This is a genomic window from Burkholderia perseverans, assembly GCF_022870505.1.
Classification (GTDB): Bacteria; Pseudomonadota; Gammaproteobacteria; order Burkholderiales; family Burkholderiaceae; genus Burkholderia; species Burkholderia plantarii.
Genome location: NZ_CP045093.1, coordinates 3,045,741 through 3,065,585 on the forward strand (window position 1 = coordinate 3,045,741; position 19,845 = coordinate 3,065,585).

A 19,845-nucleotide genomic window follows, 5' to 3' on the forward strand; every position below is an offset into this window, starting at 1 on the left:
GGCCTCGCGGCCCTTTCGTCATTGCGCATGAACGCCTCGTCCCTGTTGTCCCGCCGCGTGCGGATCCTGACGTTCGCCAGCCTCGGCGCCACGTCCGTCCCCGCGTTCGCGCTCGATCCGTTCACGGTCACAGATATCCGGATCGAAGGGCTGCATCGGATCGAGCCGGGCTCGGTGTTCGCCTACCTGCCCGTCAAGCAGGGCGACACGTTCACCGATGATCTGGCCTCCGAATCAATCCGCAAGCTCTACGCCACCGGCTTCTTCAACGACGTGAAGGTGGCCACCGAGGGCAGCGTGGTGATCGTCCAGGTGCAGGAGCGCCCGGCCATCGCCTCGATCGATTTCGCCGGCATCAAGGAGTTCGACAAGGACAACCTGATCAAGGCGATGACGGCGGTCGGGCTCGCGAACGGCCGCTACTACGACAAGTCGCTGGTGGACAAGGCCGAGCAGGAACTGAAGCGCCAGTACCTGACGCGCGGCTACTACGCGGCCGAGGTCACCACCACCATCACCCCGGTGGACGCGAACCGCGTGGCGATCCTGTTCTCGGTGGCCGAAGGCCCGAGCGCGAAGATCCGCCAGATCAACTTCATCGGCAACCGCACGTTCAAGTCGAGCACGCTGCTCGACGAGATGCAGCTGTCCACGCCGAACTGGTTCTCGTGGTACACGAAGAACGATCTCTACTCGAAGGAAAAGCTCTCGGGCGACCTCGAGAACGTGCGCTCGTACTACCTGAACCGCGGCTACCTGGAGTTCTCGATCGACTCCACGCAGGTATCGATCTCGCCCGACCGCAAGGACATGTACCTGACGCTCACGGTCCATGAGGGCGAGCCGTACACGCTCTCGAGCGTGAAGCTCTCGGGCAACCTGCTCGATCGCGACGCCGAGCTGCGCAAGCTCGTGAAGGTGAAGGCCGGCGAGCGCTTCTCGGCCGAGAAGCTGCAGCAGAGCACCAAGGCGATCGTCGACCGGCTCGGTACCTACGGCTACGCGTTCGCCACCGTCAACGCGCAGCCCGAGATCGACCAGGCCACGCACAAGGTCGGCCTCACGCTGGTGGTCGATCCGGGCCATCGTGTGTACGTGCGCCACATCAACGTGGTCGGCAACTCGCGTACGCGCGACGAGGTGGTGCGCCGCGAGATGCGCCAGATGGAGAGCGCCTGGTTCGATTCGGGCCGGCTCGCGCTGTCGAAGGACCGCATCAACCGCCTCGGCTACTTCACCGACGTGGACGTGACGACGGTGCCGGTGGAAGGCACCACCGACCAGGTGGACGTGAACGTGAAGGTGACCGAGAAGCCGACCGGCTCGATCACGCTTGGTCTCGGCTATGGCTCGGGCGAAGGCCCGATCATCTCGGCCGGCGTCTCGCAGGACAACGTGTTCGGCTCGGGCACGAGCCTCTCGGTCACGCTCAACACGGCCACCACCTACCGCACGCTGGCGGTCGAGCAGGTCGATCCGTACTTCACCGTGGACGGCATCCGCCGCATCACCGACGTCTACTACCGCACCAGCGAGCCGCTCTACTATTCGAGCACGACCGACACCAGCTTCCGCGTGATCACCTACGGCGCGTCGATGAAGTTCGGCATCCCGTTCTCGGAGACCGACACGGTGTTCTTCGGCGCCGGCCTCGAACAGAACCGGCTCGACGTGGATTCGACCACGCCGCAGAGCTACATCGACTACGTGAACTCGTTCGGCCGCGTCTCGAACAACGTGCCGGTAACGGTGGGCTGGTCGCGCGACAACCGCGACAGCTCGCTGATCCCGAGCAAGGGCTATTTCCTGCAGGCCAACGCCGAATACGGCACGCCGATCGCCACCACCACCTATGCGAAGGGCGACCTGCAGGCGCAGTACTACTACTCGTTCGCGCGCGGCTTCATCCTCGGCCTGAACTTCCAGGGCGGCTACGGCAAGGGGCTCGGCGGCAAGCCCTATCCGATCTTCAAGAACTACTACGCGGGCGGCATCGGCTCGGTGCGCGGCTACGAATCGAGTTCGCTCGGCCCGCGCGACGCCACCACCGGCGACCCGGTCGGCGGCTCGAAGATGGTGGTGGGCAACATCGAACTGACGGTGCCGCTGCCCGGCACCGGCTACGACCGCACGCTGCGCGTGTTCACGTTCGTGGACGGCGGCAACGTGTGGGGCTCGGAAGGCAACAGCATCGGCGCGAACGGCCTGCGCTACAGCTACGGCGCCGGCCTCGAATGGATCTCGCCGATCGGCCCGCTCAAGATCGATCTCGGCTTCCCGGTCGTCAAGCACACTGGCGACCAGTACCAGAAATTCCAGTTCCAGATCGGCACGTCGTTCTGAACGAACAATCTGCCCGCGCTGTCTACCGTGTCCCGCGGCGGCAGGTTTCGCGTAGGATAGCCGGCGGTCCGCCCGCGGACCCGCGGCGCCGGCCTGCGCCGCCCATCCCACGGAGACGTATGAATTCCTCGACCGACCGGGCCGCGGCGCTCGGCACGCTGCTGATCGCCGCCCTCACCGCCCTGCCCCTCGGCGCGCTGCCCGCCACCGCCCGGGCCGCGAGCTTCGACTGCGCGAAGGCCGCGACGCCGACCGAAAAGCGCATCTGCGCCGACCCGCGGCTCTCGAAGCAGGACGACGCGCTGCAGGCGCTCTACGCGCAGGTCGGCAATTCGCCCGACTGGCGCGCCGACCAGCGCGCCTGGCTGGCCTCGCGCGACGCCTGCGGCGACGCCGTCTGCCTGCGCAACCTCTATGCCGACCGCCTCGTGGTGCTGCGCCACGCGAGCACGCCGTTCCGCTGGGACACGCGCTGGCAGCGCGTGGACGCGAGCGGCCATGCCGGCGCTCAGCTCGACATCTCGCACGTGGACGCGCAGCACTTCTCGTTCAGCTTCGACGCCGTCACGGGCGCGAACTCGGGCGCGCTGTCCGAGACCGCCACGTTCTCGTCGCCGGACCTCGCGCGCTACGTCGGCAACGCGAAGATGGACACGCGCGGCTGCACGCTGACGTTCCGGCGCGTGCTGAACCGCCTGCACGTGGACCAGCAGGGCGACGCGTTCGCCTGCGGCGCCGGCGTGGGCGTCTACTACAGCGGCGATTACGTGGCTGCCGCGAAGGACCCGAACGCCACGCCCACGCTGCTCTCGCTCGGCGTGGCGCGCAGCGCCGCCGAGGACGAGGCGCTGCACCGGCTGCTCGGCAAGGATTACGCGACGATGGTGGCCACCGCCGGCGCCGTCGATACGCAGGCCGACAACCTCGACGGCAACGGCGCGCGCGTCACCTCGATGTTCGTGCAGGGCATCGCCTGCGATACCAAGTCGGTGCTGATGAGCGACGACCGCGGCCGGCTGTGGGCCGCCGTCTGGGAAGCGGGCGCGCCGCCCGCGCCCGCCGCGATGCGCTACTACACCAACGTCGCGGCCGACAAGCACCGGCTGCCGAAGACGATCGCCGCGGCCAACACCCGGACCTGCCCCGGCGAAACCGTCCGCGTGACGATGATGCCGTAGTCCTGCGTGCCGCCCCGGTGGCGTGCTAGATTGCCTGCACCGCATCCACCGAGGCCGCCATGCCGACTCTCCCCGGCTCCGTCGTTCGCATCGCCCGCATCGCTCGCTTCGCCCGCCATGCCGCCGGCGCCGCCGCGCTCGCGCTGCTCGCCGCCTGCGCGCAGGGCGGCCACCCGACCAGCGGCGCCGCCGCGCCGGCCACCGCGAGCGCGCCCAAGGCACCGGCCACGCCGCTGTCCGGCGCCGCGCCGCTCACGCTCGAACACGCCAACACCGATGCGTTCGTCGCGCAATACGGCATCGATCCCGATTCGCCGAAAGCCGCGATCCTCGCGCACTGGCGCCAGATGATGCTCGACGACCCCGACATCCGCCGCCTGTTCGGCAACGCCGGGCCCAACGAACTCGGCCGCTCGATCGCGATGCAGCGCACCGAGCTGTTCAGCGAGGGCTCGCTGCGCGTCTCGCAGGCCGACCGCTCGACCTTCATCGCGCTCGGCACGCGCGTGCTCGACGCCGCACCCGCCGACTGCGGCGGCCTGAAGAACATGAACGCCGTGGTGCTGCGCTACCTGTCGCTCGCGAACCTCTCCGAGCACGAGATCGACGACTACTTCCGCATCACCTATGAATCGCTGAAGCGCACCGCGCTGAAGACGCCGATCGCCACCATCAACCCCGAGCAGCGCAACCAGGGCAAGCAGGCGCTGTCGGCGGCGATCGCCGCCCAACTGCAGCGCGACCCCGAGGCGATGCGCTCGCTCGCGATCGCCGCCGCCGATCCGGAGAACACGCCGCCCGCCGCCTGGTGCCACAACATGCGCACCATGCAGCACGCCGTGATGGCGATGCCGCAGCCGCAGCGCGACTGGCTGCTCATCTCGATCCAGACCGACGCGATCGCGCGGCTGCACGCCGATGACGCGACGGCCGCGCCGGCCGCACCCTCTTCGTCCTCGCCGTCCGCTTCATCCTCTTCGTCTGCCGTGCCCGCGCCGGGCACGCCGGGTGCGGCCGCCGCGTCGCCCGAGCCCGACGCCGCCACGCCCGCCTATCTCGAGCGCGTGCAGCGCCGGATCGTGCCGCGCATCGCCTGGCACGGCGTGGCCGGTCGTTACGCGGCGGAGCTGGAGATCCGCAGCGCGGCCGACGGCACGCTGCAGTCGGCCGCGATCGTGAAGTCGAGCGGCAACGCCGATTGGGACGACGCCGTGCTGCGCGCCGTGCGCGCGGCCTCGCCGCTGCCGCCCGATACCGGCGGCGGCACGCCGGCCGCGTTCCGGCTGACAATCCGCGCCGGGCAATAACGCGGCGCCGGCCCGATTCGAGTCGGACCGGGGCCGGCGCCGGCGCCGCCGCGATGTTCATCGGCGAATATTTCGAAGACCGGCTCCACTAATCCGGGCGCAAGCGTTTGCGCAATCGATTGCAGAAAGCCGGCAACTGCGAATAACCGTAGGGCGTGGTTATTGGCTGGCGGTCATGGCAGTGGATTTTACAATCGGCCATACTTTTTTTATTCCATTCGTGCGATTATTCCGCCGCGGCGTAGTGGATACGTCGCACGGAAATACCGCCGGCCCGTATTCCGGCGGCATTATCCAGTGCCTTGACGGTCCGCGCCGCGAGCGGCGCGGATCTTTTTCCACTCAGCGACGTTCGCGGCGCGCCTCGGGCAGCGCGCGCGACGGCCTGCGTCCCGAATATTGCACGCTCTCGACGCCGATCCGGTAGGCGCGCCGCGCGTACTCCCGATGCTGCGCCAGCTCGGCCACCAGGCTGCTGCTGTAGACGTCGAGCAGCTTCGCGTGGCCATGGGCGGCCTGCCCGGCGTCGCGCTCGGCGCGCCCGATCATCATGCCGATGCCGCAGTAGCCGTCGATGGTGCCGGCCATCCGCTCGTTCGGGCAGTGCCGGTCGAAATCGGCTTTCAATTTTTTCAAGCGAAAATCCCTGATCGCGTCGCCGATCAGCCACTTAATGAATTTCACCTTGGCCTCGATGTTGTAATTCTGTTCCGATGTCATGCGCGGGCGGCGCCAGCGAGTGACAGCAGATCCCCGTGAAATGCAGAAAACGTGGTTCGCAACGCGCGACGGCGATTCTAAATCAGAATCTTCGGTATCAGACTAAATCGAATTCGATCCGAAACCCGATCGAACGAATTTCATTCGATTTAACTCCTGACAGGAGATAATTGAACGGCGTTTCGGATATTAAGCAATATCGAGGTGGCTTTCCGGATCATGCGGCGCGTATGGCTTTCAATCTGCCTGCCGGCCGGCATCGGCAGCAGGCACACGCGCCGCCGACACCCTCAGCCGCGGCCGACGAACGGCATCCCGCTCGCCATCACCGTCATGTTCAGCACGTTCGCCGAGAGCGGCAGGCTCGCCATGTAGCCCACCGCGTCCGCCACGTGCGCGACGTCGAACATCGGCTCGCTCGCGGTCGTGCCGTTGGCCTGCAGCACGCCGCGCTGCATCCGCTCCGACAATTCGGTCAGCGCGTTGCCGATGTCGATCTGGCCGCAGGCGATGTCGAACGCGCGGCCGTCGAGCGCGATGCTCTTCGTCAGGCCCAGCACTGCGTGCTTGCTCGCCGTGTACGGCGACGTGAACGGCCGCGGCGTGTGCGCGGAGATCGAGCCGTTGTTGATGATCCGGCCGCCGCGCGGCGACTGGCGGCGCATCAGCGCGAACGCGCCGCGCGCGCAGAGGAACACGCCCGTCACGTTGGTGTCGATCACGTCGCGCCATTTCTCGACGCTCAGCTCGTCCATCGGGATCGCCGGCGCGTTGACGCCGGCGTTGTTGAACAGCACGTCGAGCCGGCCGTAGGTCCGCTCGATGGTCGCGTAAAGCGCATCGACGCTGGCCGCGTCGCGCACGTCGACGGGCACGGCCAGCGCCTCGCGGCCGCGCGCCTTCGCCTGTTCGACGAACTCGGCGAGCGGCTCCGGCCGGCGGCCCGCCGCGACCACCGTGAAGCCGTCGTCGAGCAGCCGGTTGGCCGCGGCGCGGCCGATCCCGCTGCCCGCGCCGGTCACGAGCGCGATGCGCGGTGCGGGGCTGGAGGTGGCGGTCGATTCCATGTCGTGAGTCTCCTGTGATGTCGCTGATGAGTGAAAGCGGCGCGCGCCGCCCAGCGCCAGTGTAGGGAAGTCCTCGCGCGGGCGGGTGGCTGGATCACAAAAAGAACGGCGACGGGGCTCGGCAGGGCTGACTGATGGCGGCTGACGGTTCGCGGTTCGCGGCCCGGCGCGTTCGCCCGCCCGCCCGGCCACTTGCCGACAAGCGCCCGATCGGGCCGCGGCGCACCTCAGCCACACACGCCTGGCAGCGGCCCGGCGCCCCGCCCCGCGCGCGCCCCGTCTCGCGGCGGCCACGCGGCGAAGGTGCTAGCATGACACCACCTGCGGCGGCTCGCCGCGGGCTTTCGATACGCTTGCACATCGCAGTAGACCAGGAGGAGATATGTCTTTCGAGCATCGTGGGTTTCGCGTGTCCACGGACGTCTTGCCGGACGATACCGGCACGCAGTGGCATTGCAGCGCGAAGATCCACGGCGTCGACGACGCGCATCGCGACACGACGCTGCCGCCCATCGAGCTGACGATCCCGCGCACCAAGATCGACGTGCTGATGGCGATCAGCATGGTCGAGCAGCGCGCCCGGGATTCGATCGACGAATGGCTCGCGCAGCAGTGAGCGCGTTTCGTGCGCCGCGCACGGCGGCACGGTAAATACCGCCGCCCCGGCATCGCGCTCGCGGTGCCGCCGCGCGCTAGCGGCCGGCCACGGCCGCATCGGAACCCACCGACGCGCAACGCGTGTCGGCCCCGGCCGCCGCCGGTTGCCCGCTTCCCCGCCGCCCTCCCTTCCCCGCGATCGTTTCCCGACTCACTCCACTTCGCCACACATCCTGCTCGCGCGGTTGCGCCGCGAGCCGTTACACGCTACGCTAATTCGGATTAAAAAAGTCGGAGTTGTGATGGCCCACATCAGTTCAGGTGTCGAATACGGATTGCACTGCCTGCTGTACCTGACGGAGCCGCCGTCGGGCGTGCGCGAGGCGAGCGTGCGCGATCTGGCCGAGCTGCAGGGCGTGTCGGTGGATTTTCTGGCGAAGCTGTTCACGAAGCTGCACAAGGCCGGCCTCGTGATCGCCACCGAGGGGGCGAAAGGCGGCTTCGCGCTGGCGCGGCCCGCCGAGCAGATCTCGCTGCTCGACGTGGTCAGCGCGATCGACGGCGACAAGGCGCTGTTCGAATGCCGGGAGATCCGCGAGCGCTGCGCGGTGTTCGAGGGCGCCAAACCGGCCTGGGCCACGAGCGGCGTCTGTGCGATCCATTCGGCCATGCAGCAGGCCGAGAAGCGCATGCGCGAATCGCTGGCCTCGCAGTCGCTCGCGGAAATCGCCGGGCGCTTCTCGTCGAAGGCACCGCGCACGTTCGGCCCGCAGGTCGTGAAGTGGTTCGAGGATCGCGCGGCGGCCCGCCGGCGCTGATCCGATCAACAACGGCGGCGGCCCTCGCCGGTTCGGCAGCGGGCCGCCGGCAAGCGGAACACCGCTGCGGCGCCCGCCAAACCCCGGCGGGTGCCTCGCGTTTCCCTTCCTGCCTCAGGCCACCACGACCCGCATCGGATCCGCGGCGGCCAGCGCCTCGGCGCGATCGGCGCGAGGCGGATAGATCCACTCCGAGTTGATCTGGTGCTTGAGCGCCTTGGCCTCGGCGCCGCGCAGCCGGACCTCGCGCTCCCATCCTTCCGTGTACACGGCGCCCCACGGGCCGAGATCGAGGCAGGTCACGTACTTGGGCTGGCGGTACGGGATCGGCGCCTCGCCGAGCAGGTCGGCCGCCACGTTGTGGCCGGCCGAGCGCCCGAGGCCCATCGCGTGCTGGCACGACATCATCGCGTGATTGCCCGCGTCGTCGGTGGCCGCGTAGGCGCAATCGCCGGTCGCGAACACCGCGTCCACCCCTTCCACCTTCAGGTTGTCATCCACGCGCAGGCGCCCCAGCGCATCGTGCCCGCCCGGAATCTGCGCGGCCAGCACGCTGGCGCGGACACCCGCCGTCCAGACCACGGTGTCGGCCGCGATGCGTTCGCCGTCGGCCAGCGTCACGCCGTGCGCGTCGACCGACGCCACGCCCGCGCCGAGCTTCCAGGTCACGCCCAGTTCGGTCAGCGCCTCCGTGATCACGGGGCGCGGGCCGGGGCCGAGGTCCGGCCCGAGTTCGGCGGCCCGATCGACGAGAATCACCTCGACCGCCGCGTCGGCGCCGAGCGCCTCGCGCAGGCGCGCCGGCAGTTCGGCCGCCGTCTCGATGCCGGTGAAGCCGGCCCCGGCCACCACCACCGTGTTGCGTCCGGCGCTGGCGGGACGCGCGGCCAGGCCACGGATATGCGCTTCGAGTTCGGCCGCGCTGCCTGTCTGGTCGACGTTGAACGCGTGTTGCGCGAGTCCCTCGACGGGCGGCATGGCCAGCCGGCTGCCGGCCGCCAGCACGAGGCGGTCATAACCGAGATCGCGGCTTTCCGCATCGGCACCGATGTCGGCGATGCCGACGCGCCGGTTCGCGGTTTCGATGCGCGTCACGTAGCCGGCCACGAACTTCACCCCCACCGCCTCGAACAGCGCCGACAGCGGCGCCTTCATCGCGCCCGGATTCTTTTCATAGAGGCGCGGGCGCACGTGCAGCACGGGCTCCGGCGCGATCACCACGATTTCCACGTCGGTGCGCGAATGCCCGTCGAGCAGGCGGGCGGCGCCCAGCGCGCTCCACATGCCCGCGAATCCGGCGCCGATCACAACGATGCGTTTTGACACGTTTCTCTCTCCTGGTAGCAAGCCACGGCTTCGAACGATGCGGCGGCACGGCGCCATCAGGGCACCAGCCTCATCCGCCACATCACGTAACTCGGATTGTATTTGTCGTAGTTAGTGATTGCAAGCCGAAAGCCACACAGGTTTTTTGCGCTAGATATCTTTCCAGGATCGACCATGCCATGTCACGCTTGCGACAGTCATAGTCCAAGTTACGATCATCGCCGCAATTTTCATCCGGATGATTTTCGCCGGAACGGTCGGCGTGGCGGCAGCGCCGCGTTCGTCATGCGACAATGATGGCCCACCGATTCCGCACGATTCATCACACCGGACCAGTCCAACAGGCACCCCGATGACCCAACGCGACCGCGACCTGAAGCTCGACATCGACCGGCGCCTGCAGCTGCCCGTCTATCTGCAGATCTGCGAACGCTTCAAGCTCGCGATCCGCGCCGGGCACCTGCGCCCCGGCGATCGCGTGCCGGCCGTGCGCGGCCTCGCCACCGAGCTGAACACGGCGCGCGGCACGATCGAGATGGCCTACCGGATCCTCGTCGACGAGGGCTATCTGCAGGTGCGCGGCGCGGCCGGCACCTATGTCTCGCCGTCGCTGCCGGCGGCGCTGCGCGGTGCCGCGCGCGGCACGCGCGCCGGCGCCGCCGCGCCGAAGGACAAGCCGGCCGCGGCCCATCCCGATCGCCCGCTCGGCGAGCGCGGCAGCGAACCGCTGCCGCTGCAGCCGGGGCTGCCCGCGCTCGACGCGTTCCCGCGCAAGGTCTGGAACCGGCTGGTCGCCTACCGCCTGCGGCGCGCCGAGACGGCCTCGCTCGCCTATCCCGATCCGCGCGGCTACCCGCTGCTGCGCGAGAAGATCGCCACCTATCTCGGCCTGTCGCGCGGCGTGGAATGCACGCCGGACCAGGTGTTCGTGACGGGCGGCTATCGCGCCACGCTCGAGCTGGTGCTGCGCGCGCTCGCCACGCCGGGCGACCGCATGTGGTTCGAGGATCCCGGCTATCTGCTGGCGCGGCGCTTTCTGGTCGATGCGGGCATGGAACTCGTGCCGGTGCCGGTCGATGGCGAGGGGCTGATGGTGGAGCGCGGCGAGGCACTCGCGCCCGAGGCGCGCTTCGCGGTGGTGACGCCGTCGCATCAGAGCCCGCTCGGCGTCACGCTCTCGCTGTCGCGGCGCATCGCGCTGCTGGACTGGGCCTCGCGCGCCGGGAGCTGGGTGATCGAGGACGACTACGACAGCGAGTTCCGCTACGCAGGGCGCCCGCTGCCCGCGCTCAAGAGCCTCGACCGGCACGACCGCGTGATCTATTGCGGCACGTTCAGCAAGGTAATGGTGCCGGGCCTGCGGCTCGCCTACGTGGTGGTGCCCGAGCGCGCCACCGCGCGCCTGCTGCGGATCTGCCAGACCATGAACGCCGCCTCGCCGTACCTGCTGCAGGCCGGCGTGGCCGATTTCATCGCGCAGGGCCACTTCGCGCGGCACCTGAAACGGATGCGCTCGCTGTATGCGGAGCGTCGCGGGCTGATGGTGGAGGCGCTGCGCGACGCGTTCGGCGCGCGGCTGCGTATCGACGTGCCGCCGGGCGGCATGCATCTGGCGCTCGGCTTCGACGGCGCCGCCGCGATCGACGATCTCGGCTTCGCCGCGCGCGCGCGCGAGGCGGGGCTCGGCGTCAGCGCGCTGTCGGAGTGGTATGCGAACAGCCGCGCGAAGCAGACGCGGCGCGGCGCCGTGCTCGGCTTCGCCAACGTGGTCGATCGCGACGCGGCGCAGCGTTATGCGCGCTTGCTGCGGCAGGTCTACGAGGACCAGCCGCGGCCGCGCGGTGACGCGAAGGAAACGGGAAAGAAATGAGCGCGGCTCGCTGCCGGCCGCGCCCGATACCGCGATACCTCGATACCTCGCGGCCTCAGGTGGCGGCGGCCGGCTGCTCGGCGTCGATCGCCGGCAGTTCCGAGAACGGCACGTAGCAGCGCAGCGCGGCGCGTTCGCGCGCGAGTTCGGCCTGCGCCGCCGCCTCGCCCATCACGAGCCCCTGCAGCAGGAAGAAGCGCACGTTGCGAATCCCGATCGTGCCGAGCGCATAGCCGAGGTAGGGCGTGAGGAAATCGGCCTGGCGCGCGTTCGGGCCGCTGTGGATGCCGCCCGAGCCGACGATCACGAAGGTCGGCCGGTCCTGCATCAGCCCGACCTTGCCTTCCGGCGTGCCCTTGAACGTGCGGTTGATCCGCAGCACGTAGTCGATCCAGAGCTTCAGCGCGGCCGGCACCGTGAAGTTGTGCATCGGCGTGGCGATCACGAGGCAGTCGGTTGCCTCGATCTCGCGCACCAGTTCCTCCGACAGCGTGAACTGCCCGGCATCGGGCGTGCGCGAGGTGATCGCGCTCGCGTAGCCGGGCGCGATCGGCGGCAGCGGCGCGGCCACCAGATCGCGCTCGATCAGCGTGAATTCACGGCCACCCGCGGCCTCCTGGCGGTGCAGCGCGTCGACCGTCTCGCGCGCGAGCCCGTAGGCGTGGCTCGCCTCGCCGAACGGGCTCGCATTCAGCAGCAGCAGTTTCATCGTGGTGTCGTCTCCAGGGCGGTCAGCGGCTCGACGAAATGCATGCCTTTCGCGAGCATCCCGTTACGAAAATAGAAGCGTTGCGCGAGCGGCATGTGCAGGCCCGTGTCGAGCACGAAATGCGCGCAGCCGCTCTCGCGTGCAATGGTACGCGTCGCGTCGAGCAGGCGCGCGCCGATCTGGTGGCGCTGCAAGGCCGGATCGACGACGAGATCGTCGACGTAGACGAAGCGGCCGTACAGCAGGTTCGTCTGGTGCCGGTAGCCGGACAGGCCCAGCACGCGCGCGCCGTCCACGGCGGCCAGCAGCCGGTAGCCCTCGGCGCGCTGCCGGTCGAGCTGCGCGACGAACGCGTCCACGCCGCTCAGGTGCGGACGCAGCGCGCGCATCACGTCGTAGGCGGCCGTCAGATCGGCCGGCGTATCGAGATGCCGGATTTCGATTACGGGGTCCATTCTCGCTCCATGATGATTTTGTAAGCGACAAGATAGCCTCGCCACGTCACGGCCGACAGAGCCAGAAAAAATTAAAACGGCTAGGACATCGCGTCAGGCGCGCACGCTGCGAAAGCGCGCAACAAAATCAGCTCACGGCCGCCCGGCATGGCATCGGCACGTTTCATCCGCTTCCTTCGGATTGCCGATCAATCGATACGCGAATCGTGCGAGCCGGGGTTCGTCGCGCCGAAGGCCGCCGTCAGCGCCTTGTCGATTTCGTCGACGAAACGCCGGATCACGGGATGCCGCCCGTGCCGGACCTTCTGCACGATGCCGAGTTCGCGATGGAAGGTGTGCGCGCCGAGGTCGAACGCGATCACGCCCGCGGGCCAGGCGCGCTCGTCGACGTTGCGCGGGATCAGCGCGATGCCGGCGCCGCGCGAGACGAGCTGCGCGATGCAATGGAAATCGACGGCCTCGATCGCGTCGTCCACGCGGATGCCCTCGCGCGCGAGGAACTGATCGACGAGCTGCCCGGCGAACGTATGCCGTGCGCAGCGGATGAACGGCGCGCACGCGAACGCGGCGCGCCACGAAGCGGCGGCGATCCCCTCGGGCGCGAGCAGCACGAACGGCTCGAGCGCGAGCCGCCGCCATTCGATCGCCTCGGACAGCGTGAAGTTGGGCCGGCTCATCACGGCCAGATCGACCTCGCCGGCATCGACCTGGCTCACCAGCGCGAGCCCGCCGCTCGTGAAGATCTCGACGCGCCAGGCCGGAAACGCCGCGCGGAACGCCGTGACCGGCCCCGCGATCAGCATGCCCTGCGCCGACGCGACGGCGCCGATCCGCAGCGTGCCGGTGTTCTCGGCCTCGCTCGGCTCGCGCAGCAGGCGCGCGTGCAGCGCCATCATCTCGGTGGCGAGCGCGAGCGCCTCCTGCCCCGCCTGGGTCAGATGCGGCGTGCGCCCGGAGCGGTCGAACAGCGCCACGCCGAGCTGCTCCTCGATGCGCTGGATCTGCGAGCTGACGGCCGACTGCGTGATGCCGATGCGCGCGGCGGCCGCCGAGAACGTGCCGTGCTTGACCACCGCCAGAAACGTCTTCAGTTCGCGCAGCATCACAATCCATCGAATCCGTCAATATGAGCCATAGAATAGTATCGTTTTACATCGAATATCGATAGCGGTAGGCTCCGAATCGCGCGACCTGCCAGGCATTAACCGATGCGCTTCGAAAACGGATTCCGCGTCATCCCGGATCGCCATATCGGGTTAATCCGGATTCGCCACGATTTTCGGTAAATCATGGCCGGTGTTTTGCGCAGCGCACCAAAAGCACCGCGTGGCATGGCATTTCACGGCATTAAATCCGCGTTACGCGGTATTGATTCGCCATTCGATAACACTCGATTCTGCAAATCGACAGTGGGACCGCGCGCCGGTGCGAAATGGCACCGGCACGCCTCACGAAATAAAAAAAATAATCCGCATCCGCAATTTCGATTAACGTTCCGGCCGCCGCCATTCAGCCTCACCCATCCATCGCAGATGAACCAAGGAGAGACGCAAATGCAAGGGAAAATCGTGAATGGCGCGCTCGCCGCGCTGTGCGCCGGCCTGTTCGCGGCCCATGCCGTAGCCGGCCAGTCGGCCGAGATCCTCGCCGACGATGCCGCCGTGGTGGCGGCCGCCAACCTCAATCCGGCGTCGCCGCCGGGATCGAACTTCAACCTGAAGCCGTGGACGCTGCAACTGCCGATCGGCGCCTCGGGCAGCGTCACGCAAGTGAACGGCGACAGCCTCGCGGCCGGCTATACCAACCCGTACTACTTCTATACCGACAAATCCGACGGGGCGATGGTGATGATGGACCCGACGCGCGGCTGGACCACTTCGGGCTCGCAGCATCCGCGCACGGAGCTGCGCGAGAACGCGATCTGGCCGACCTCGGGCACCAACCGGCTCGACGCGACGCTCACCGTCGTGCAGGTGCCGAAGACCACCACGGTCGGGCAGATCTTCCAGGGCAACGGGCCGAGCAAGCCGCTCTGCGAGCTGCAGGTGACGTCGGGCGGCAACGTGCAGCTGCTGCTCGAGGACACCAACCAGGGCGGCGCCTCGCATACCTACTCGATTGCCGGCGTGACGCTCGGCAAATCGTTCACCTACGAGCTGAGCCTGTCGGGCACGACGATCGGCGTGAAGGTGAACGGCACCTCGAAGTCGTTCACGATGGATTCGAGCTTCGACGGCGAGAGCTTCTACTTCAAGGCCGGCAACTACGACCAGAGCGCCACCTCGGGCACGCCACTGACCACGCCGGGCACCGTCGTCAAGTTCTACACGCTGACGCTCACGCACAGCTGATGCGCGCGTGACGCGCTCACGGTCGCGTGCTTCGTTGCGATGCGCGCGGTCGCGATACTGACTAGAACGCCGGCACTGGGTTGTGCCCGGTCGCCAGCACGTATTTGCCGTCGTGCAGCCGGTACACCGCCGTCTGATGGATCGTGCGCACGGCGGGCTCGTCGCTCGAGCCCGAGGTCTGCGCGCCGTCGAAATGAATCCGCATCTCGCTCGTGCCGTCGGCGGCCGTGGCGAGCGAGAGCTTGCCGTTGATGTCGAAGCACGACGGCGGGCTGCCCGTGCCGGTCGTCGCGATCACGTCGGTCTCGCTCGCGGCGCCGTGCGCCGTGTCGGCCGCCTTCAGCGCCGCGTCGCAATCGCCGCTCGCGCCGAGGTTGTTGCCGTCGGTCGGGATCGTGCTCGCATAGGTGGCGACGTGCCCCGGCTTGATGCCGTAGACCGAGGCCCAGGTTCCGCAGAAGCCCTGCCAGCATCCGCCGCCCGTCACGATCAGGCCGAACTCGTCGGCACCGATGCGCGCGACGCTGGTGTCGCCGAGCGTGCCGGCCACGCCGAGATAGTCCACGCCGTCCATGCGCTGCTCGAGCACCCAGCCCGTCGCGTCGTGGCGGAAGAAGTAGGCGCCAAGCCAGGCGCCCGACGCGTAGCTGTCGTCGCGCACGCCGCCGTCGTCGACGCTGACGCCTTCGGTCAGCATCACCGCGTGCGTGTCGTCGAGGCGGATCACTTCGCGCGGCGCGATCTCGATGCGGGCCGCGGCCGTTTTCGCGGCGCCGGCCGTGCGGCGGATTCTTCCCGAATCGTCGCGCTCGGGTAGCGCGACCTCGACGTCGCGCGCGCCGGGGTCGTTGCCTTCGTGCCAGTGCGGGAACACCGCGTGCATCAGATCGGCGCGCTTGAGGCCCGAGGTGGAGGCCGATGCGGAAGACGCGGCCAACGCGTCGGAGGCGACCGGTGCCGGTTGCGTCGCGGAGGCGGCGGTCGGGGCCGGCGCGCTCACGCTCGCGGCACCGGATGCGGCGGAGGTGCCGGCGTCGTGCGCGCCGTGCCGCTCGCAGGCGCTCAGCAGCACCGACATCGCGCCGAGCAGCGCGAGCGACGCGAGCCGCCGCGCCGGCGGCAGGCCGGCCGGCATCAACGCGGACACCGGCGCGAAGGCGGACGGCCCGAGCGGGCTGGGCAAACGAGACGGGCTGGCGAAAATCATCGGCGGTACGAATCAGGAAAGGGCGAGGCGAAGGCCATCGGTGACGTCACGGCAAGGCTCTCGATCGCGAAGCGCCGGCAACAGGGCCGTTCTCCGCGCACGACGAAAGTCTCCGGTTTTTGTGGGCCATGAATAGTAGGGCGACCGGAGAAACCTGACAATATGGTTTTCGGTTCGACGGCTCGCCGCCCACCCATCGGCGACGCTGCGGGCAAGCCGGCTTCGGGCCGTCCCGGCTGCGCTACGGCGCCTCCATCAGAGCACGCGCGACGGGCAGGTATTTTTCAAGGATCTCGAGCATCGCGGAAGCCTCGGCGAGCGACACCGGCGGAAACGGCGACCGGTATGACGTGCCGTTGCGGCGTTCGTGAGCCTTGGTGACGAATGCAAATTCGCCGGCCGTCACGCCCAGCGACTTGGAAACCAACTGGATGACCATGTTCCGGCCGGCATCCCGGGTGCGGACTTCGTAAAACTCCAGGACGGCCTGGATGATTTGAAATATCCCTCGTAGGCCATCGTGAACTTCTGCAGCGCGAATTCGGGCTTGGACTCGATGCCGTTGGCAATCACGCGATAATTCCCCGCGTCGCGCAGAAAACCCTCGATCGCGTCCGCGGTAGGCGCAACGGCTTCGAGCGCTTTCGTTCTACTGAGATTTTCGTATTCGTCCGGGCGTGGCATCACAGAATTTTCAAGCTTGGGCCATCTGCAATCTGTCTCATGACCGGATCGGAGTCAATCAATGAAGCCCATTCCGCCGGCGCATACAACGAAAAGTTAATCGGGCGCATGAGCCGCTGTTCGGCCAGCTGGAAAACTTCCGACAGCTCGAGCAGCGAGGCACTGCCGATCACGATGAGGTCGATGTCGCTCCGGCCGTGGTCCGTGTTCCTGGCGACGGACCCGAAGACGAATGCCGTGACGATCCGGTCCCGGAACGGTTCAAGCGCCTCCCGCAGCGGCTCCACGACGGCGAACGACTTCCGCGCGATGCCGAGCAGTTCCGGATAGAACACGAACCCGGGGTTGGCGCGAATGCTGCGCTGCCCGCCTTTGCGATCATCCTCCACCAGCACCCCGACCTCGACGAGCCGGTCGATCTGCTTTTGCGCGTTCCCCCGGCCGCTTTCCGAGAGTCGAATCAGTTCCCTCAGCGTGAAACTGCGGTCGGGGTGAGGCAGCGTGGCGCCCAGCACGCGCTGCAGGGCCGGCGTGAACATGAAATCGGCGAGACTCATCGAAACCCTCTAAGGGCGTCCCGATTTGAGGGACGAATGTCCCTATATTAGGGACGACCATGGCATCGCGCAAGCGCCTGCTCCCAATGCGGATAACCGCCCGCCGTCCCCCTCAAAAAATTTCTCCGCCCCAGCGACGGATTTCCCCTCCTCGCTCCGTTCAAGCAGTGTTGGCGCGATCGCGCCGGATCAATCCAGGGAGCCCATCCAATGAAACGACTGTTCCATCCTGCCCGGCTCGCCGCCGCGCTGAGCCTGACGCTCGCCACCAGCGCCTTCGCGCAGGCCGTCATCGTCGCGCCGATCGCGCCGCCCGCGCCGCGCTACGAGGTCGTGCCGCCCGCGCGCGCCGGTTACGTCTGGGATCACGGCCGCTGGCGCTGGGCGCATGGCGCCTATATCTGGCAGCCGGGCCACTGGCAGCCGGTGCGCGTCGGCTACCACTGGGTGCCGGGCCACTGGGTCGCCCACGGTCCGAACTGGCACTGGGTGCCGGGTCACTGGGCCTGAGCGTCGGGACGACGGGCGCCCGAGCGTCGAGGTCATCGCGTTTCACCACGCGCCGCCGCGCCCGTCGTCCCCGCCGCGTTCGCCATGTCCGCTTCGTCAGTCGTGCCGTCCCGCGCCGTGCGCAGTGCCGCCACCCGGCGGCCGAGGCACGCCGGCACGCCGGCACGCCCCATCGTCTTGCCAGGGAGTCCCTCTCGTGAAAATGTTCGCGATCCTCGTGCTCGTCGCGACGACGCTCGCCGGTTGCGTCGTCGTCCCCGCCCGGCCGGTTCATGTGCGGCCGGCCGCCGTCGTCGTATATTGATCGCGTGCGGCGGGCGCCTCGGCGTCGCCGATGCCTGCCCGCCGCCGCCCGTTCGCGATGAACGGATCGACCGCCGCCATGCCCGCGCCTCCGGCCCGCCCCCGCCCGTCCACCACGCGGCAGGCGCGTGACGGCGCGGCCGGGCCGGGCGTCCAAGCCGTTCCGCAGGGAGTCCTGACCCGTGAAGCCAGTCCGGCGCGCGCAGCGGCGCGCCCCACCGCCACCATGGCCGCGCGAGCGGCCGCCGAACCGCGAGCCCGCCACGTGAGCGAACGCGATCCCGACGCGGAACTGCTCGCGCGCGTGGGCGCACGCGATCCCGGCGCCGCGCGCGCGCTGGTCGCGCGCAAGCTGCCGCGCCTGCTCGCGCTCGCCACGCGGCTGCTCGGCGACCGCATGGAAGCCGAGGACGTCGCGCAGGAGGCGTTCATCCGGATCTGGAAACAGGCGCCGCGCTGGAAGACGGGCGAGGCGCGCTTCGACACCTGGCTCCATCGCGTCGCGCTGAACCTCTGCTACGACCGGCTGCGCGGCCGCCGCGAGGAGCCGGCCGACACGCTGCCCGACGAGCCGGACCCGCAGCCGCGCGCCGACGCGCGACTCGAGACGCAGGAGCGCGACGCGCGCGTGCGTGACGCGCTGGCCGCGTTGCCGCCCCGGCAGCGCGAGGCGCTCGTGCTCCATTACTATCAGGAGTTGTCGAACATCGAGGCGGCCGGCCTGATGGGCATCACGGTGGACGCGCTGGAGAGCCTGCTCTCGCGCGCCCGGCGCAATCTGCGCGCGCAACTGGCCGCCCCCGGCCGCAGCGAGGAAATCTGATGACACCCGAACGATTCCGCAACATCGTCGAGGCCTACGGCGCCGATTCGCGCCGCTGGCCCGACGCCGAACGCGATGCCGCGCGCGCCTGGGCCGGCGCGCATCCCGAGGCGGCCGGCCCGCTGCTCGCCGAGGCCGCCGACCTCGACGGCTGGCTCGGCGCCCACCACGTCGCGCCGGCCGGCCACGCGCTCGTCGAGCACATCGTCGCGACGGCACCGGCCGCGCGCCGGCCCTGGACGCGCGGCCGGCTCTGGTGGTCCGGCGCCGCGATGGCCGGCGTGGGCGCGCTCGGCGTGCTGGCCGGCGCGCTCGCGATGTCGTCGGCGCTGCTCGCGGGCGCGCCCGCGGCGATGCACGAGAGCACCTACCTGACCACCAGCTTCGGTGGATCGACCGACGACTGGAGCGGTGAATGAACGGCCGTACCCCCACCCTGCTGCTCGCCGCGTCCGTCGTGCTGAACGTGTTCCTGCTCGGCGCGATCGCGGGCGGCGCCTATCAGTGGTACGCGCGCCAGCACGACGCCGGCGGCGCCCACGCGCCGAAGGTGGCGCTGCGCTTCGCGGCCGAGGCGCTGCCGGCCGAGCGGCAGCACGAGTTCACGGAGGCGCTGAAGGCGGCGCGCCGCGATGCGCGCGTCTACGCACGAGAGGGCCGCGAAGGCCGCCGCGACGTGCTCGACCTGCTCGCCATGCCGCAACTCGACCGCCCCGCGCTCGACGAGGCGCTGGCGCGCACGCGCGAGGCCGACATGCATCTGCGCGCGCAGGTCGAGAGCAGCGTGGCCGATTTCGCGGCGAGCCTGACGCCCGAGGAGCGCCAGCGCTTCGCCGACGGGCTCCGGCACAGCGGCCAGTGGCGCCAGCCCGCCGCCAAGAACGCGCGTGAGAAGAACGCGCACGACGGGAACAAGCCCGACGGCGGCTGAGTCGCGGGCCGTTCACGAAACACGCACGACCGGGCCGCCATCGAACGGCGCGCCCGCTGCCCTTCGTCAAACCCTCATGTGCGCTCGCA

The 19,845-nt window shown here is 69.0% G+C and carries 20 protein-coding genes; 11 read left to right on the forward strand and 9 right to left on the reverse strand.

Annotated features, from left to right (window positions below):
• Nucleotides 1–27: 27 nt before the first annotated feature.
• From bamA to BpN12_RS12715, 3 genes are all read left to right on the forward strand, one after another.
• Entirely contained in the window at nt 28–2,343 is a 2,316-nt protein-coding gene (bamA, locus tag BpN12_RS12705; protein WP_246792933.1) for an outer membrane protein assembly factor BamA, read from the forward strand.
• Between the two features lie 119 nt (nt 2,344–2,462).
• A complete protein-coding gene (locus BpN12_RS12710; RefSeq protein WP_246792934.1) occupies nt 2,463–3,521 on the forward strand; it encodes a lysozyme inhibitor LprI family protein in 1,059 nt (352 codons plus the stop codon).
• A gap of 59 nt (nt 3,522–3,580) precedes the next feature.
• Entirely contained in the window at nt 3,581–4,828 is a 1,248-nt protein-coding gene (locus BpN12_RS12715; RefSeq protein WP_246792935.1) for an energy transducer TonB, read from the forward strand.
• Nucleotides 4,829–5,170: 342 nt separating this feature from the next.
• Here BpN12_RS12715 and BpN12_RS12720 read toward each other — a convergent pair whose 3' ends face one another.
• Together BpN12_RS12720 and BpN12_RS12725 are read right to left on the reverse strand one after the other, a co-directional pair.
• Nucleotides 5,171–5,464: a hypothetical protein gene (locus BpN12_RS12720; RefSeq protein ID WP_246792936.1), complete on the reverse strand. Its 294-nt coding sequence runs from the start codon at nt 5,462–5,464 to the stop codon at nt 5,171–5,173.
• 374 nt (nt 5,465–5,838) lie between these two features.
• Complete coding sequence (locus tag BpN12_RS12725; protein WP_246792937.1) at nt 5,839–6,615, reverse strand: SDR family oxidoreductase; 777 nt, start codon at nt 6,613–6,615, stop codon at nt 5,839–5,841.
• 382 nt (nt 6,616–6,997) lie between these two features.
• Between BpN12_RS12725 and BpN12_RS12730 the strand changes: the two genes are divergently transcribed.
• Nucleotides 6,998–7,231 (forward strand): hypothetical protein, encoded by a 234-nt coding sequence (locus tag BpN12_RS12730; protein ID WP_246792938.1) that lies wholly within the window; start codon nt 6,998–7,000, stop codon nt 7,229–7,231.
• Nucleotides 7,232–7,514: 283 nt separating this feature from the next.
• On the forward strand, nt 7,515–8,030 hold the full coding sequence (locus BpN12_RS12735; protein ID WP_198256655.1) for an RrF2 family transcriptional regulator: 516 nt from the start codon (nt 7,515–7,517) through the stop codon (nt 8,028–8,030).
• Nucleotides 8,031–8,144: 114 nt separating this feature from the next.
• Here BpN12_RS12735 and BpN12_RS12740 read toward each other — a convergent pair whose 3' ends face one another.
• Nucleotides 8,145–9,356, reverse strand: a complete 1,212-nt coding sequence (locus BpN12_RS12740; RefSeq protein WP_246792939.1) for an NAD(P)/FAD-dependent oxidoreductase — start codon at nt 9,354–9,356, stop codon at nt 8,145–8,147.
• A 352-nt stretch (nt 9,357–9,708) separates the two neighbouring features.
• On the opposite strand from BpN12_RS12740, the gene pdxR reads away from it, so the two are divergent.
• Complete coding sequence (gene pdxR, locus BpN12_RS12745) at nt 9,709–11,226, forward strand: MocR-like pyridoxine biosynthesis transcription factor PdxR (RefSeq protein ID WP_246792940.1); 1,518 nt, start codon at nt 9,709–9,711, stop codon at nt 11,224–11,226.
• A gap of 55 nt (nt 11,227–11,281) precedes the next feature.
• Here pdxR and BpN12_RS12750 read toward each other — a convergent pair whose 3' ends face one another.
• From BpN12_RS12750 to BpN12_RS12760, 3 genes are all read right to left on the reverse strand, one after another.
• Entirely contained in the window at nt 11,282–11,935 is a 654-nt protein-coding gene (locus BpN12_RS12750; RefSeq protein WP_246792941.1) for an FMN-dependent NADH-azoreductase, read from the reverse strand.
• Complete coding sequence (locus tag BpN12_RS12755; protein ID WP_246792942.1) at nt 11,932–12,390, reverse strand: GNAT family N-acetyltransferase; 459 nt, start codon at nt 12,388–12,390, stop codon at nt 11,932–11,934. The genes BpN12_RS12750 and BpN12_RS12755 overlap by 4 nt, the downstream gene beginning before the upstream one ends.
• A 188-nt stretch (nt 12,391–12,578) precedes the next feature.
• The gene (locus BpN12_RS12760; RefSeq protein ID WP_246792943.1) at nt 12,579–13,493 is read right to left on the reverse strand and encodes a LysR family transcriptional regulator; all 915 of its coding nucleotides are present in this window, start codon (nt 13,491–13,493) and stop codon (nt 12,579–12,581) included.
• Between the two features lie 450 nt (nt 13,494–13,943).
• On the opposite strand from BpN12_RS12760, the gene BpN12_RS12765 reads away from it, so the two are divergent.
• Entirely contained in the window at nt 13,944–14,741 is a 798-nt protein-coding gene (locus BpN12_RS12765; RefSeq protein WP_246792944.1) for a polysaccharide lyase family 7 protein, read from the forward strand.
• A 61-nt stretch (nt 14,742–14,802) separates the two neighbouring features.
• Here the strand turns inward: BpN12_RS12765 and BpN12_RS12770 are convergent, their stop codons facing one another.
• The 3 genes from BpN12_RS12770 to BpN12_RS12780 all read right to left on the reverse strand — a co-directional run bounded on the left by BpN12_RS12770 (nt 14,803) and on the right by BpN12_RS12780 (nt 17,189).
• A complete protein-coding gene (locus BpN12_RS12770) occupies nt 14,803–15,888 on the reverse strand; it encodes a hypothetical protein (protein WP_246792945.1) in 1,086 nt (361 codons plus the stop codon).
• A 301-nt stretch (nt 15,889–16,189) separates the two neighbouring features.
• On the reverse strand, nt 16,190–16,387 hold the full coding sequence (locus BpN12_RS12775; protein WP_246792946.1) for a hypothetical protein: 198 nt from the start codon (nt 16,385–16,387) through the stop codon (nt 16,190–16,192).
• A 244-nt stretch (nt 16,388–16,631) separates the two neighbouring features.
• Nucleotides 16,632–17,189 (reverse strand): nucleotidyltransferase domain-containing protein, encoded by a 558-nt coding sequence (locus BpN12_RS12780; RefSeq protein WP_246792947.1) that lies wholly within the window; start codon nt 17,187–17,189, stop codon nt 16,632–16,634.
• A gap of 210 nt (nt 17,190–17,399) precedes the next feature.
• On the opposite strand from BpN12_RS12780, the gene BpN12_RS12785 reads away from it, so the two are divergent.
• From BpN12_RS12785 to BpN12_RS12800, 4 genes are all read left to right on the forward strand, one after another.
• Entirely contained in the window at nt 17,400–17,699 is a 300-nt protein-coding gene (locus BpN12_RS12785) for a hypothetical protein (RefSeq protein ID WP_246792948.1), read from the forward strand.
• 382 nt (nt 17,700–18,081) lie between these two features.
• Nucleotides 18,082–18,825, forward strand: a complete 744-nt coding sequence (locus BpN12_RS12790) for an RNA polymerase sigma factor (RefSeq protein WP_425306266.1) — start codon at nt 18,082–18,084, stop codon at nt 18,823–18,825.
• On the forward strand, nt 18,825–19,244 hold the full coding sequence (locus BpN12_RS12795; RefSeq protein WP_246792950.1) for a hypothetical protein: 420 nt from the start codon (nt 18,825–18,827) through the stop codon (nt 19,242–19,244). The genes BpN12_RS12790 and BpN12_RS12795 overlap by 1 nt, the downstream gene beginning before the upstream one ends.
• Nucleotides 19,241–19,756 (forward strand): periplasmic heavy metal sensor, encoded by a 516-nt coding sequence (locus BpN12_RS12800; RefSeq protein ID WP_246792951.1) that lies wholly within the window; start codon nt 19,241–19,243, stop codon nt 19,754–19,756. Before BpN12_RS12795 ends, BpN12_RS12800 begins: the two co-directional genes overlap by 4 nt.
• Nucleotides 19,757–19,845: the final 89 nt, after the last annotated feature.

Excerpts from the sequence above, each read along its gene's own strand:
- bamA (WP_246792933.1), top strand. The coding sequence starts at position 28 with ATGAACGCCTCGTCCCTGTTGTCCCGCCGCGTGCGGATCCTGACGTTC.
- BpN12_RS12710 (WP_246792934.1), top strand. The coding sequence starts at position 2,463 with ATGAATTCCTCGACCGACCGGGCCGCGGCGCTCGGCACGCTGCTGATC.
- BpN12_RS12715 (WP_246792935.1), top strand. The coding sequence starts at position 3,581 with ATGCCGACTCTCCCCGGCTCCGTCGTTCGCATCGCCCGCATCGCTCGC.
- BpN12_RS12725 (WP_246792937.1), bottom strand. The coding sequence starts at position 6,615 with ATGGAATCGACCGCCACCTCCAGCCCCGCACCGCGCATCGCGCTCGTG.
- BpN12_RS12730 (WP_246792938.1), top strand. The coding sequence starts at position 6,998 with ATGTCTTTCGAGCATCGTGGGTTTCGCGTGTCCACGGACGTCTTGCCG.
- BpN12_RS12735 (WP_198256655.1), top strand. The coding sequence starts at position 7,515 with ATGGCCCACATCAGTTCAGGTGTCGAATACGGATTGCACTGCCTGCTG.
- pdxR (WP_246792940.1), top strand. The coding sequence starts at position 9,709 with ATGACCCAACGCGACCGCGACCTGAAGCTCGACATCGACCGGCGCCTG.
- BpN12_RS12750 (WP_246792941.1), bottom strand. The coding sequence starts at position 11,935 with ATGAAACTGCTGCTGCTGAATGCGAGCCCGTTCGGCGAGGCGAGCCAC.
- BpN12_RS12755 (WP_246792942.1), bottom strand. The coding sequence starts at position 12,390 with ATGGACCCCGTAATCGAAATCCGGCATCTCGATACGCCGGCCGATCTG.
- BpN12_RS12760 (WP_246792943.1), bottom strand. The coding sequence starts at position 13,493 with ATGCTGCGCGAACTGAAGACGTTTCTGGCGGTGGTCAAGCACGGCACG.
- BpN12_RS12765 (WP_246792944.1), top strand. The coding sequence starts at position 13,944 with ATGCAAGGGAAAATCGTGAATGGCGCGCTCGCCGCGCTGTGCGCCGGC.
- BpN12_RS12775 (WP_246792946.1), bottom strand. The coding sequence starts at position 16,387 with ATGGTCATCCAGTTGGTTTCCAAGTCGCTGGGCGTGACGGCCGGCGAA.
- BpN12_RS12780 (WP_246792947.1), bottom strand. The coding sequence starts at position 17,189 with ATGAGTCTCGCCGATTTCATGTTCACGCCGGCCCTGCAGCGCGTGCTG.
- BpN12_RS12785 (WP_246792948.1), top strand. The coding sequence starts at position 17,400 with ATGAAACGACTGTTCCATCCTGCCCGGCTCGCCGCCGCGCTGAGCCTG.
- BpN12_RS12790 (WP_425306266.1), top strand. The coding sequence starts at position 18,082 with ATGCCCGCGCCTCCGGCCCGCCCCCGCCCGTCCACCACGCGGCAGGCG.
- BpN12_RS12795 (WP_246792950.1), top strand. The coding sequence starts at position 18,825 with ATGACACCCGAACGATTCCGCAACATCGTCGAGGCCTACGGCGCCGAT.
- BpN12_RS12800 (WP_246792951.1), top strand. The coding sequence starts at position 19,241 with ATGAACGGCCGTACCCCCACCCTGCTGCTCGCCGCGTCCGTCGTGCTG.